Here is a 13,170-nt window from a genome sequence, read left to right on the forward strand (position 1 = left end):
GTGGTGCTGTGGGAGGCTGAACTTAAATTTTCAATACCAAATCATCACGCAGGTCTATATGAAAAATGCGATGTCGCCTTTTTGAGGGTCGACTATATAGGCAAAAGCTCTTTCTTGCGGAAATACCAATATGTTTTTCTCCGCAAGTTCTACATCTGTTGTTGTAATTATTTTATATTGATGAGAGAATTTTCGGCAAATTCGTCTTCTTGTTTCATCTGCAAGAGCAACCGTAGGTACTAATATTACAACATTAATTGGTTGTTTAATCGCAATAAATGCATCAATAACAAAACTTTTACCAAAACTTGTAGGAGCACTCACCGCAACGCTTTTCCCTTCTAATAACTTCTTTAATACCTGTGATTGAGCAGTATGTAAGACACAAGGTTTTCTTTCTCCAATATTAACTTTAAAAACTTCACATACAAACCGATCTTCCCAAGATGCAGTATATGTATCAATATACGGTAAAAGCCCCACTTCACGAATAAGATGGTTGACTAATTCCATATATGAATTATTGTTAGTACCATTAATCTCATGAAGTAATGTAATTACTTTGGATCTTGCATTACTTATATCACCAGCATTTAGAACATTACTTATATCTAAACATGTATTATATATATCATTCGTCTGCATCATTTTTGAGATTTTTTGCTTGTGAAATAAACCAGTTTACTATTTTTGTTTTATCAGGAACAGGAAAAAGAATCAAATGAAAGTTTATTTCCGAATACTTATGAACAGAACTAAGCTTGTTGATCTGCTTCTTAAAAAACGAATGAGCACGATCTCTATGAAAAGAAATAATACTATTTTTATACTCATCACTCATTTCAGTAGTACTTGCTGTTATCTGGCATTCATGTAATAAAAGAATAGGTATATGTAGTTTGGGTTTTATTTCGTCAATGGAAGTATTCTCATCGAAACATTCTTTTATCTTTTTAAGTAATGTTTGGTTTTCAATTTGTTTATCAAGTTCATTGAGATTGGTCATTATTCCGCATTCCTTTTTCATAATAGGTTTGCGCAACATTTGTTCAACAGAATTTATTGGTTCGTATAATCGCGCATCCTCAAGAGAATTATAAAATTTAGCTTCTCCTAACCAAAGTTGAAAGCCTCCATTTGGGTCAATTACAATGTGTACAGAATCAGAGCCCTTTGCATTATCATTATCATTCTGTTTATAAAAAATTTTAGGTATTGCAGATAAGGCTTTATAATGGTTCTTCATTATGCCATATAGAATAATTTCCGCTATTTCACTTCCCTTTCCATTCTGCTCTTTGTCAACAAGTCGTAAATGTTTGGCAGCCTCAATAAGCCTACCGTAATCATTATCTATTAATTTCTCTCGTTCTTGTGCAGACAAAGCTGTTTCTGCAATATTACTGAAAACAAATTCTTTGAATTGACGATATCTCCAACTGCCATCTTCAAAGCCATTAGCAACTGATAATAACCTGTCATTATGATCTGGATTTATTTCTTGCTTTTTTGTATTAAAATTAACAAAACAATCATCAACTAATATATCAAAATTCCAAATTTTATTGCTCATACACTTTATTTACATGCTTAAAAATGGTGAAACATCTATATTCCTTTAGATACTATTTTTTTGTATGACAAATAAGTTCATGAACATCAACATCAAGCAAATTTGCAATACGAACAAATGTGTACAAATCAGGTTGAGAATGATTATTACACCATTTAGATACTGTTGCAGGATCTTTCTGTAATTGTTTTGCCAACCATTTGCTCATAACTCCTTTTTCTGATAGTACATTTTTAATGTTGTTTAAAATTGCCATTACAATTAATTTTTAGATTGCGTTAAATGCAAAGTTACAACTTTTTATTAACTATATGAATTTCTAACGATAGAAATTGGTTGGATCAATCAAAAAACTGGTTTTAAGGTCATTAAAACACCCAAGTATATAAAAAGTAAACGGGCAGCACCACAAAATGTCGCCCGTTTCCTTTTTCATGTTGGCCGCCTCACTCCAGCGGCTTGCGGTAGTTCGCTTCCAGCACCTCGCGCAGCCCCGTTTCCGGGTAAAGCACCTTCCCTCCCAAAAGTATGAAGGACAACACGCGGTTGTTGCGGTATTCCTGCAAGGTGCGTCGGCTGACACGGAGCAGTTCCGCCACCTCACCGTCAGTCAGGTAACGTTCCCCGTCCAGCGGAGGGCGGTAACTTTCCAGAAATACAGACAGCCATTTCGAGCCTTTGCGCATATCCTGCATCACAGAGGCTATCGGCTCGTCTTCCATCGTAAAAACATCGTTGGTCTCGTTCATCATAACTTCGGATTCAGTGGGTGAATAAATCAAATCATCTGCCGTGCGAATAGAGCGTGCCGATAAGCGGTATCAACCTCTTAACCTCCTCCGGCTTGTAATAGAACCTGCGGTTTATCTGCGAGTAGCCGATAAGCCGCCTGTCGCGCAGCGTCTGCAACGTGCGCGGGCTTATTCTCAACTGCCCGCAGACCTCCTCGCCCGTGAGCCATCTTTCCATGCGCCCCGTGTCGCTTTTGCGCCTTAGGGCGGCGACCTTCTCCGAGAGTGCGCCGAATGCCGCCACCATCATCTCGAAAGTCTTTTTCTCGATAGATACTATTTCCATATTCATGCAATTATCGGTTTGCCCGCAAAGGTAACGATGCAGCCCTTAACACGTACCGTTTTCCGCTGAAAGGCTGCCTGTTGCACCGTTTGACCGGGTTACGGAGCCATCTTCCGTAAAAATCTTACGTGAGTCACGTAGTGAGTTGTTAAAGCCCCTTTTGTTTATTGCCGAATTTTGTCGCAGAAACATAGAGCAAGCCGAGTGTAGAGCGTCAAACTTGCTTGAACGGTATGCCGAGGCGCAGCCTATGTTCATGAAAATAAACAAAAATAAAGGACTGAATATGAAAGTGATAACGATGGAAAGTTCTGCCTTCCGGTCATTGACGGAACAGATAGCGGAGATTGCGGCACACGTCCGTGCCGCCTCCGGCGACAAGAAAGCGGCATCGCCCGACAGGTTGCTCACCACACGCGAGGCGGCGCACCTGCTTAACGTGAGTACCCGCACCCTCCAGCGTATGCGCAGCGAGCAACGCATCGGTTATGTCGTGCTTCGCGGTAAATGCCGCTACCGGCAGTCGGAAATAGACCGCCTGCTTGAAGCGTGTGCCGTCAACGAGGACGCGGCGACACCGCAGGAATTGAAACGCAACCACACGCTGCGCACTGGCGGCAAACCAAAAGGAAGGAGGACATAGGTCATGGAACTGCTCACACGAAACAACTTCGAGGGCTGGATGCAGAAGCTGATGGAACGGCTCGACCGTCAGGACGAACTGCTGCTGGCGATGAAGGCTGAGGGGAAACAGCCTACTATCACGGAAAGCATCCGCCTTTTCGACAATCAGGATTTGTGCATGCTGCTCCAGATAAGCAAGCGCACACTGCAACGCTACCGCAGTGTCGGCGCATTGCCCTACAAGACACTGGGCAAGAAAACCTATTACAGCGAGGAGGATGTGCTGACATTCCTTTCCAACCATATCAAGGACTTCAAAAAAGAAGATATAGCCTTCTACAAGGCTCGTATCCATAATTTCTTTCATAAATAACCCATTAAAACATTTTTCAAATGGCAAAGAAAAAAGACGAAAAGGACGTGCTGGTAGTCCGTGACGAGAAGACGGGCGAGATCAGCGTGGTAGCCGGGCTGAATGCAGACGACACACCCAAGCGTACCCCTGCGAAAGCTGAGAACGCGCAGAGTTTCCTGCAATTCGACCGACACGGCGACGTGCTGGACAACTTCTTCAAGAACTTCTTCCGGCAGTGCAAGGAACCCAGCCGCTTCGGTTTCTACCGCATCGCGGCAGACCAAGTGGATTCCATGCTTGGCGTGATGAAAGACCTGCTTCAGCATCCGTACCAGAACAAACAAATCCTTGCACCGCACAAAATCGACACCTTCCCTTATCAACAGCAGGTGCAGGAAGAGATGGCGGCACAAAAGACAGAGAAACAAGAACCTCAAAAACAGGAAAACATGGAACAACAGAAAGAACAGCAGGAAAGCCCGCAACAGACGCAGGGCAGACAGGGCTACCAACCCATCAACGAGAGCAAAATCAACTGGCAGGAGCTGGAGGACAGATGGGGCGTGAAGCGTGACGACCTTGAAAAGTCCGGAGACCTTACGAAGATGCTCCACTACGGCAAGTCCGACTTGGTAAAGGTCAAGCCCACCTTCGGCGGCGAATCATTCGAGCTGGACGCCCGCCTCTCCTTCAAGAAGGACGGCGAGGGAAATGTCAGCCTCGTGCCGCACTTCATCCGCAAGGAGCAGAAGTTAGATGAGTACAAGGAACACAAATTCTCCGACGATGACCGGAAGAACCTGCGCGAAACGGGCAACCTCGGCAGGGTCGTGGACATTGTGGACAGGGAAACGGGCGAAATCATCCCCTCCTACATCAGCATCGACCGCAAGACGAATGAAATCACGGACATTCCGGCAAACAAGGTGCGCATCCCGGAGCGCATCGGCAAGACGGAAATCACCAAACAGGAGCAGGACATGCTCCGCGCCGGACTGCCCGTGCGCGACAAGCTCATCGAGCGCAACGACGGCAGGAAGTTCGTCACCACCCTTCAAGTGAACGTGGAGCAGCGCGGCGTGGAGTTCGTGCCGGGAACCGGAAGGTCGCCCCGTACCGCACAGACGCAGGAAGCCAAAGGTGACACCTCGAAAAGTCAGGCGCAAGGCGGGGAAAATGCCGCACAGACCAAGAAGGAGCAACGCCGCAACACGTGGATGAACGAGGACGGCAGCATCCGCCCCATCAGCAAATGGAGCGGCGTGAACTTCACCGACAAGCAGAAAGCCGACTACGTGGCGGGTAAAGCCGTGAAACTGGAGAACGTGACCGACAAGCAGGGCTTCCATGCCACGATGTATATCAAGTTCAACCCGGAGAAGGGCCGCCCGTACCGCTACGAAACGAACCCCGACAACGCCCAGCAGGTCGCCCCGTCCAACGAGAGCCGCACACAGGTGGCGGTGAACAACGAGGGCAAAACCAACGAGGCGACAAAGAACCTGAAAGAGCCTTTGCAGAAAGGTCAGACCGCCCCAAAGGACGACCGCCAGCAACAGCAGCAGGAGAAGCCGAAAAAGAAGAACAACAAAGGCATGAAAATGTAATCCCGTGTCCGCCACTGAATCCAAAATAAAATCCAAAGTATCAACAAAAAAGCAAGAAAACATGAAGACAATCATTGCAGAAAAGCCCTCCGTGGCACGTGAAATCGCCCGCATCGTGGGCGCGACAAAGAGAGAGGAAGGATATTTCGAAGGAGGCGGCTATGCCGTGACATGGGCATTCGGACACCTCGTTCAGCTTGCCATGCCCGACGGCTACGGCGTGCGCGGATTTGTCCGTGACAACCTCCCGATTATTCCCGACACATTCACGCTCGTCCCCCGTCAGGTCAGGACGGAGAAAGGTTACAAGCCCGACAGCGGCGTGGTGTCGCAGATAAAAGTCATCAAAAGACTGTTCGACACAAGCGAACAAATCATCGTGGCGACCGATGCCGGACGCGAGGGAGAGCTTATCTTCCGCTACCTCTACCACTATACGGGTTGCACCACTCCTTTCGTGCGTCTGTGGATCAGCTCGCTCACCGACAAGGCTATCCGTGAGGGACTGCGCAACCTCGAAGACGGCAGCAGGTACGACAACCTATACCTCGCCGCCAAAGCGCGGAGCGAATCCGACTGGCTCGTGGGCATCAACGGCACTCAGGCGTTATCCATAGCCGCCGGACATGGCACGTATTCGGTGGGGCGTGTGCAGACACCCACGCTGGCGATGGTGTGTGAACGCTATTGGGAGAACCGCCGTTTTACGTCCGAAGCATTCTGGCAGCTCCATATCGCAACAGACGGTTGCGACGGCGAGGTCGTGAAACTCTCATCCTCCGAGAAATGGAAGTCGAAAGAACCGGCAACGGAGCTATATAATAAGGTAAAGGCGGCAGGCAGCGCAACGGTAACGAAAGCAGAGCGTAAGGAGAAGACGGAGGAAACTCCCTTGCTGTACGACCTGACCACGCTCCAAAAAGAAGCCAACGCCAAGCACGGCTTCACGGCGGAACAGACGCTTGAAATCGCGCAGAAGCTCTACGAGAAGAAGTTGATAACCTATCCGAGAACGGGAAGCCGCTACATCCCCGAAGACGTGTTCGCTGAAATCCCCAAGCTACTCGCCTTTATCGGCACGCAGCCCGAATGGAAAGACAAGGTGCGGGCAAAAGCCATCCCGACACGCCGTAGCGTGGATGACGGCAAGGTAACAGACCACCATGCCCTGCTCGTCACGGGAGAGAAACCGCTCTTCCTCTCCAAAGAGGACAGCACCATTTATCAGATGATTGCCGGACGAATGATAGAGGCATTCTCCGAAAAATGCGTCAAGGACGTGACTGCTGTCACGGCAGAATGTGCCGGAGTGGAGTTCACCGTGAAAGGCAGTGTCGTGAAGCAAGCCGGATGGCGTGCCGTCTATGGCGAGGAAAAGGAGGAAACTACCATCCCCGGCTGGCAGGATGGCGACACGCTCACGCTGAAAGCCACCTCCATCACCGAAGGAAAGACCAAACCCAAGCCGCTGCATACCGAAGCCACCCTGCTCTCGGCAATGGAAACAGCGGGCAAGGAAATTGAGGACGACGCGCTGCGGCAGGCGATGAAGGACTGCGGCATCGGCACTCCCGCCACACGAGCGTCCATCATCGAAACGCTTTTCAAGCGCGGTTACATGGAACGCTGCAAGAAGTCGCTTGTTCCCACCGAAAAGGGACTCGCCCTCAATTCCGTGGTGAAGACGATGCGCATCGCCGATGTAGCCATGACGGGCGAATGGGAAAAGGAACTGGCACGTATCGAGCGCGGGGAACTGCCCGCCGACACTTTCCGCAAGGAGATAGAGGCGTACACACGGGAAATCACCTCCGAACTGCTCTCGTGCGACAAGCTCTTCGGCAGCCGTGATTCCGGCTGCGCGTGTCCCAAGTGCGGCACGGGCAGGATGCGGTTCTACGGCAAGGTGGTACGTTGCGACAACACGGAGTGCGGACTGCCCGTGTTCCGGCAGAAAGCGGGACGCACCCTGTCCGACGACGAAATCAAAGACCTGCTCACCGACGGGCACACCAAGCCGCTCAAAGGCTTCAAGAGCAAGCAGGGCAAGAACTTCGATGCCATAGTCGCCTTTGACGGGGAATATAACACGACGTTCGTGTTCCCGGAAAAGAAATGCAAGTCTTCCTATCCGAAAAAAAGGAAATAATCACTAACTTTTGATAAGTTAGGCTGCATCTCAACAATAGAAACAAACAAGTTTTTTTCGTATTGTCTTCGATTTGCACTAACTTTGCCACTTGTTCAGAGTAATGAATTGTTCTTCGATACCGGATTACACTCATACTTTGGATTTAGTGGTGGCACTCGGAGGGATACCGAGTGCCTTTTTCTTCCTTTTTCCAATCAATTATCCCGTTAAATATCAATCCACTAAACTCCAAAGTAATGAACAACAAGAAGAAAAACGAGGGTCAGACCGACTTTTCCTATTACGGTCTGTACCTGCTGGACTACCTCCGCACGAACAAGTTTGAACAGGCGACTGACACCGCTTTCATACGGGAACGGGCCGACCGTGCCGCCGAAACGTATGAAAAGGCGCGGCTCGAAGGCTATCCCGCCGATGGCGCGCAAGAGCAGGCGATGGACACGCTGCTGCGCGGGCTGCGCTATTCCCGGTACGCCATTCTCCGTGAAGTCGTGGAGAGCGAGTTTTTCGACGAAGTGCCGGAAGAGAAACAAGAAGCCTTTATTCTGAAACTCATGCCGCTTGTCGGCAACGTGTTCTCCGTCTATGACCTTTCGGACGACAACTTCGCCCTGTCTTCCGATTACGACCTGCTCTACACGGAGCTGACGGGGGCAACCGTCCTTTACATCGGGGAATATGGCGTTTAACCGCAAACAGAAACTGCGGGACAACATCGAGGCGATACGGACGGCATTCATCCTTGACAGGGAAAACAGGACAGCGACAACCGAAGAGCGTGCCATACTTCAAAGGTACTGCGGTTTCGGCGGTCTGAAATGTATCCTCAACCCTGCAAAGGAACTGACGGATGCCGTCCGGTGGGCGAAATCCGACCTCGAACTGTTCGCCCCGACAGTGGAGTTGCACAGGCTTATCCGTGAGAACAGCAAGGACGAAACAGAGTACAAGCGGTTTGTGGATTCGCTGAAAGCGTCCGTGCTGACCGCTTTCTACACCCCCAAAGAGATAACCGACACCATCGCGGACGTGCTGGCAGATTACAGCGTCCGCCCCGCCCGTATGCTCGAACCGTCGGCGGGGGTTGGCGTGTTCGTGGATTCCATGCTGCGGCACAACCCCAATGCGGATGTGATGGCTTTCGAGAAGGATCTGCTCACGGGTACAATCCTGAGGCATCTCTATCCCGGCAAGAAAACGCGCACCTGCGGTTTTGAGAAAATCGAAAGACCGTTCAACAATTATTTCGACTTGGCGGTGTCCAACATTCCGTTCGGAGACATAGCCGTGTTCGACCCTGAGTTTCAGCGGAGCGACTCATTCGGCAGACGCTCCGCCCAGAAAGCCATCCACAACTATTTCTTTCTCAAAGGACTGGATGCCGTGCGTGACGGCGGTATCGTGGCGTTCATCACCTCGCAAGGGGTATTGAACAGCACCAAGACCTCCGTGCGTAACGAGCTGTTCAGTAAGGCTGATCTGGTATCCGCGATACGCCTGCCCAACAACCTGTTCACGGACAACGCGGGGACAGAAGTGGGCAGTGACCTGATTGTCCTGCAAAAGAACCTCAGCAAGAAGGAAATGTCGCAGGACGAGCGGCTGATGACCGTAATACAGACGGACACGAAAACCGACCTGACCGACAACGCCTATTTCATCCACCACCCGGAACGCATCGTGCATACGACGGCGAAACTTGACACCGACCCATACGGGAAGCCCGCTATGGTCTATCTGCACGAGGGCAAGGCAGCAGGCATCGCCGGGGATTTGCACCGTATGCTCGACGAGGATTTCCATTACAGGCTCGCCATGCGTCTGTATTCGGGTTCAATCCGGCAGTCGGGAACGGAAGAAAAAGTTACCGTTCAAAAGGAGGTGGAGCGTACTGCCATAAAGATGGAAACAACATCTTCGATGCAGGCGGTGGAAACTCCGACGGAGAAACCGCAACCCACAGAGGAAAAGCCGGAGATAGAGCCACGTCCGAAATATTCTGACGGTGTGCAGCTATCCTTGCTCGATCTCTGGGGGATGACGGAAGAAGTCAGCCAACAACCGAAAACCGCCAAAAAGAAAAAGGAGGCGAAAAAGGAAAGCTCGGCAAGGCGCGTTCTACCCAAGCCACAGGTGCATGTCACACAAAATGTTACGGCTGTGCCGACGGCTACCACCCCTAAGACTGTAACAGAGAACAAGGAGGCTAAAACGGAGAACACCGCCAAGCCTGCCGACCCGGACGACATCTATGCCACGTTGGACTGGGATACCAATCCTCCCATCAACGGCTTCTACGAGATGATGATGGATTTGACGCCGGAACGCAGGAAGGAACTTCGGGAACTGGCAAGGCAGCATAACGAGAAACAAGCGGCGGCGGAAAAGATGGAAGTGAAAGCCGTGCCGGACACTCCCCGTGAGCAACCACGGCAGGAGGAAACACAGCCGGAAGCAGTCACCGCACCTGCCGTTACAGATACCCCACCGGAAGCGGTGGCGACCTCCCTTTTCCCCGACATCGAAGCGGAGAAGCCGAAGGAAGAAGTCGTGGACCTTTCGCCGCGTGCCTACCACCGCACGCCGGAGATGCACCTGCGCGAAGGGTCGCTGGTGGCTGACAGGGGGCGTCATAACATCGGCTACCTGAAGGACATCACGCCATACGGGGCGACATTCCAGCCGCTCGACCTGAAAGGCTACCAGAAGGAGAAGGCGTTACAGTATGTTTTACTCCGTGACGCCTACGAGCGGCTGTACCGCTATGAATCGAACCTGCATGAAGCAAATGTCCCGTGGCGAGAGCATCTAAACACCTGTTACGATGAGTTTGTCATGCGCTACGGCAACCTCAACGCCAAGCAGAACGTGAAGTTAGTGATGATGGACGCGGGCGGGCGTGACATCCTTTCGCTGGAACGGGCGGAGAACGGGAAGTTTGTCAAGGCGGACATCTTCGAGCGTCCCGTTTCCTTCTCCGTGGAGAGCCATGCCAACGTCGGCTCACCCGAAGAAGCACTGTCCGCGTCGCTCAACAAGTTCGGCACTGTCGATCTCGACTATATGCGGGAGATAACCGACAGTACGGCGGAGGATTTGCTCACAGCCCTGCAAGGGCGCATCTATTACAATCCGCTCGTAACCGGTTACGAGATTAAGGACCGCTTTATTGCCGGAAACGTGATAGAGAAAGCGGAACGCATAGAGGCTTGGATGGGCGAAAACCCCGAAAGTGAACGTATGCCGGAGGTGAAGCAGGCGTTGGAGGCTCTGAAAGATGCCGAACCGCCGCGCATCGCTTTTGAAGACCTTGATTTCAATTTCGGGGAACGCTGGATTCCGACGGGTGTCTATGCCGCCTACATGAGCCGGCTGTTCGACACGGAGGTGAAAATCGCCTACTCTGCAAGCATGGACGAGTTTTCGGTGGCGTGCGGCTACCGCACCATGAAAATCACGGACGAGTTTCTGGTGAAGGGGTATTACCGTAACTATGACGGCATGCACCTTCTGAAACACGCCCTGCACAACACCTGTCCCGACATGATGAAGTCCATCGGCAGGGACGAGCATGGCAACGACATCAAGGTGCGCGACAGCGAGGGAATACAGCTCGCCAACGCCAAGATTGACGAGATACGAAACGGCTTCTCCGAATGGCTCGAAGAGCAGTCGCCACAGTTCAAGGAGCGGCTGACGACGATGTATAACCGCAAGTTCAACTGTTTCGTGCGCCCGAAGTATGACGGCTCGCATCAGACTTTTCCCGACCTCAATCTGAAAGGGCTGGCAAGCCGGGGCATCAGGAGCGTCTATCCCTCGCAGATGGATTGCGTCTGGATGCTGAAACAGAACGGCGGCGGAATTTGTGACCACGAGGTTGGAACCGGCAAGACGCTGATAATGTGCATCGCCGCGCATGAAATGAAGCGTCTGAACTTGGCGCACAAGCCGATGATTATCGGGCTGAAAGCCAATGTTGCGGAGATTGCCGCCACCTATCAAGCGGCATATCCCAACGCGAGGATTCTGTACGCTTCGGAGAAAGACTTTTCGACCGCCAACCGCGTGCGTTTCTTCAACAACATCAAGAACAACGACTACGATTGTGTCATTATGTCGCACGACCAGTTCGGCAAGATACCGCAGTCGCCGGAGTTGCAGCAGCGCATCCTGCAAGCGGAGCTTGACACGGTGGAGGAAAACCTCGAAGTGCTGCGCCAGCAGGGAAAGAACGTATCGCGGGCGATGCTGAAAGGTCTGGAGAAGCGCAAGCATAACCTTGAAGCGAAATTGGAGAAGGTGGAACACGCCATAAAGTCACGCACGGACGACGTGGTGGACTTCAAGCAGATGGGCATCGACCACATTTTCATTGATGAATCGCACCAGTTCAAGAATCTGACTTTCAACACGCGCCACGACCGTGTGGCGGGATTGGGGAACAGCGAGGGAAGCCAGAAGGCACTGAACATGCTCTTTGCTATCCGCACCATACAGGAGCGCACGGGCAAGGACTTGGGGGCGACCTTCCTCTCCGGCACGACTATCAGCAACTCGCTGACTGAGCTGTACCTGCTGTTCAAGTACCTGCGCCCGAAGGAGCTGGAACGGCAGGACATTCGATGTTTTGATGCGTGGTCGGCGATATTTGCCAAGAAGACAACGGATTTTGAGTTCAACGTGACGAACAACGTGGTGCAGAAGGAGCGTTTCCGCTACTTCATCAAAGTGCCGGAGCTTGCCGCCTTCTATAATGAAATCACGGACTACCGCACGGCGGAGGATGTGGGCGTGGACCGTCCCAACAAAAACGAGATACTGCACCACATACCGCCCACGCCGGAGCAGGAGGACTTCATACAGAAGCTGATGCAATTCGCCAAGACGGGCGACGCCACCCTGTTGGGCAGACTGCCGCTTTCGGAAACGGAGGAAAAGGCGAAGATGCTTATCGCCACGGACTATGCGAGGAAAAGATTCAAGAATTTTGTATCTTTCAGATAATCAATAAAATAAGAATGAATAAAGAAGAAATGGGTTACGATTTGGAAACGAGTGAGTTTCTTTCCCTTTCATTATTCTGCAATGCCTCAAAGAACTCTCTGTCCTATGTTGCAAAGATATAAAACTTTCACAAGATAATATACAATTTTCAAGAAATTCAGAGAAAAATCTTTCACTGCATTTCTTAAATAATTTTTCTTAATATAATAATGTGTCTTGATTCTATTTTAACAAAAATCGGTGATTTCATTTTCCAAAATGTTAAAAAAGAGGCTATTACGTTATTTTTTCTCCAATTTTCTTGGATTTGCGATTTAGAATACGTATTTTCGCATATATAACCCCGTATGTCATTTGATCATGAAGTACTTACAACCGTTCTTGAATAATCTATATCTCACCACGTATTACCTTCCAATCCGCGGTGTTTCTCTCTAAGGTTGGAACTTTTCCGTACCCAACCTGTCTTTTCTTTGCTTTATTCAATATTCTATTACCTTATACGCTTAGGGCTTATGAAACATTATTTACCTATTATTTCTATTACTTCACTATTACTATGTCTCTCTCCGAGCATACACGCCCAGTCTCCCGGCGGTGTCAATGGTGCCGATCTCTGGCACATGACGGACCCCATGAACACGGATTTAACTGGCAATTACTTCTGGAAGGACTATGCTGGGGATACCGTGCGTTCACGAATCTTGGACAAACAGAGCGGTCGATATGGAAAGGAATTTATACAGTCCCAGCAGCATGTGCGCACGTTTAACTT

At 50.2% G+C, this 13,170-nt stretch carries 11 protein-coding genes; 6 read left to right on the forward strand and 5 right to left on the reverse strand.

Going from position 1 to position 13,170, the window contains the following annotated elements; translation table 11 throughout:
• Nucleotides 1-54: 54 nt before the first annotated feature.
• From C7379_RS12115 to C7379_RS12135, 5 genes are all read right to left on the reverse strand, one after another.
• Complete coding sequence (locus tag C7379_RS12115) at nt 55-648, reverse strand: DEAD/DEAH box helicase (protein WP_243406808.1); 594 nt, start codon at nt 646-648, stop codon at nt 55-57.
• Nucleotides 632-1,573: a HamA C-terminal domain-containing protein gene (locus tag C7379_RS12120; protein WP_002561007.1), complete on the reverse strand. Its 942-nt coding sequence runs from the start codon at nt 1,571-1,573 to the stop codon at nt 632-634. The genes C7379_RS12115 and C7379_RS12120 overlap by 17 nt, the downstream gene beginning before the upstream one ends.
• Nucleotides 1,574-1,625: 52 nt before the next feature.
• Nucleotides 1,626-1,829, reverse strand: coding sequence for a helix-turn-helix transcriptional regulator (locus tag C7379_RS12125; RefSeq protein ID WP_002561006.1), 204 nt, complete (start codon nt 1,827-1,829; stop codon nt 1,626-1,628).
• 190 nt (nt 1,830-2,019) lie between these two features.
• Nucleotides 2,020-2,325 (reverse strand): helix-turn-helix domain-containing protein, encoded by a 306-nt coding sequence (locus tag C7379_RS12130; protein ID WP_002561005.1) that lies wholly within the window; start codon nt 2,323-2,325, stop codon nt 2,020-2,022.
• Between the two features lie 31 nt (nt 2,326-2,356).
• Nucleotides 2,357-2,656, reverse strand: a complete 300-nt coding sequence (locus C7379_RS12135) for a helix-turn-helix domain-containing protein (protein WP_019131010.1) — start codon at nt 2,654-2,656, stop codon at nt 2,357-2,359.
• A gap of 280 nt (nt 2,657-2,936) precedes the next feature.
• Here C7379_RS12135 and C7379_RS12145 point away from each other — a divergent pair, with 280 nt between their 5' ends.
• The 6 genes from C7379_RS12145 (at nt 2,937) to C7379_RS12170 (ending at nt 12,395) form a co-directional block, all read left to right on the forward strand.
• Nucleotides 2,937-3,293, forward strand: coding sequence for a helix-turn-helix domain-containing protein (locus C7379_RS12145; protein WP_002561004.1), 357 nt, complete (start codon nt 2,937-2,939; stop codon nt 3,291-3,293).
• A gap of 3 nt (nt 3,294-3,296) precedes the next feature.
• On the forward strand, nt 3,297-3,647 hold the full coding sequence (locus C7379_RS12150) for a helix-turn-helix domain-containing protein (protein WP_004291454.1): 351 nt from the start codon (nt 3,297-3,299) through the stop codon (nt 3,645-3,647).
• A gap of 20 nt (nt 3,648-3,667) precedes the next feature.
• Nucleotides 3,668-5,236, forward strand: a complete 1,569-nt coding sequence (locus tag C7379_RS12155; protein WP_002561002.1) for a DUF3945 domain-containing protein — start codon at nt 3,668-3,670, stop codon at nt 5,234-5,236.
• Nucleotides 5,237-5,297: 61 nt separating this feature from the next.
• Nucleotides 5,298-7,385: a type IA DNA topoisomerase gene (locus C7379_RS12160; protein ID WP_002561001.1), complete on the forward strand. Its 2,088-nt coding sequence runs from the start codon at nt 5,298-5,300 to the stop codon at nt 7,383-7,385.
• A gap of 239 nt (nt 7,386-7,624) precedes the next feature.
• The gene (locus C7379_RS12165) at nt 7,625-8,077 is read left to right on the forward strand and encodes a DUF1896 domain-containing protein (protein ID WP_002561000.1); all 453 of its coding nucleotides are present in this window, start codon (nt 7,625-7,627) and stop codon (nt 8,075-8,077) included.
• Entirely contained in the window at nt 8,067-12,395 is a 4,329-nt protein-coding gene (locus tag C7379_RS12170) for an N-6 DNA methylase (RefSeq protein ID WP_116617508.1), read from the forward strand. Before C7379_RS12165 ends, C7379_RS12170 begins: the two co-directional genes overlap by 11 nt.
• Nucleotides 12,396-13,170 lie beyond the last annotated feature (775 nt).

Origin of the sequence: Hallella colorans, from assembly GCF_003096815.1 — a bacterium.
Classification (GTDB): domain Bacteria; phylum Bacteroidota; class Bacteroidia; order Bacteroidales; family Bacteroidaceae; genus Prevotella; species Prevotella colorans.

What these genes read in the sequence shown, in the direction of transcription:
- C7379_RS12155 (WP_002561002.1), top strand. Translation starts at nt 3,668, where the DNA reads ATGGCAAAGAAAAAAGACGAAAAGGACGTGCTGGTAGTCCGTGACGAG.
- C7379_RS12125 (WP_002561006.1), bottom strand. Translation starts at nt 1,829, where the DNA reads ATGGCAATTTTAAACAACATTAAAAATGTACTATCAGAAAAAGGAGTT.
- C7379_RS12130 (WP_002561005.1), bottom strand. Translation starts at nt 2,325, where the DNA reads ATGATGAACGAGACCAACGATGTTTTTACGATGGAAGACGAGCCGATA.
- C7379_RS12120 (WP_002561007.1), bottom strand. Translation starts at nt 1,573, where the DNA reads ATGAGCAATAAAATTTGGAATTTTGATATATTAGTTGATGATTGTTTT.
- C7379_RS12150 (WP_004291454.1), top strand. Translation starts at nt 3,297, where the DNA reads ATGGAACTGCTCACACGAAACAACTTCGAGGGCTGGATGCAGAAGCTG.
- C7379_RS12160 (WP_002561001.1), top strand. Translation starts at nt 5,298, where the DNA reads ATGAAGACAATCATTGCAGAAAAGCCCTCCGTGGCACGTGAAATCGCC.
- C7379_RS12145 (WP_002561004.1), top strand. Translation starts at nt 2,937, where the DNA reads ATGAAAGTGATAACGATGGAAAGTTCTGCCTTCCGGTCATTGACGGAA.
- C7379_RS12115 (WP_243406808.1), bottom strand. Translation starts at nt 648, where the DNA reads ATGATGCAGACGAATGATATATATAATACATGTTTAGATATAAGTAAT.
- C7379_RS12135 (WP_019131010.1), bottom strand. Translation starts at nt 2,656, where the DNA reads ATGAATATGGAAATAGTATCTATCGAGAAAAAGACTTTCGAGATGATG.
- C7379_RS12165 (WP_002561000.1), top strand. Translation starts at nt 7,625, where the DNA reads ATGAACAACAAGAAGAAAAACGAGGGTCAGACCGACTTTTCCTATTAC.
- C7379_RS12170 (WP_116617508.1), top strand. Translation starts at nt 8,067, where the DNA reads ATGGCGTTTAACCGCAAACAGAAACTGCGGGACAACATCGAGGCGATA.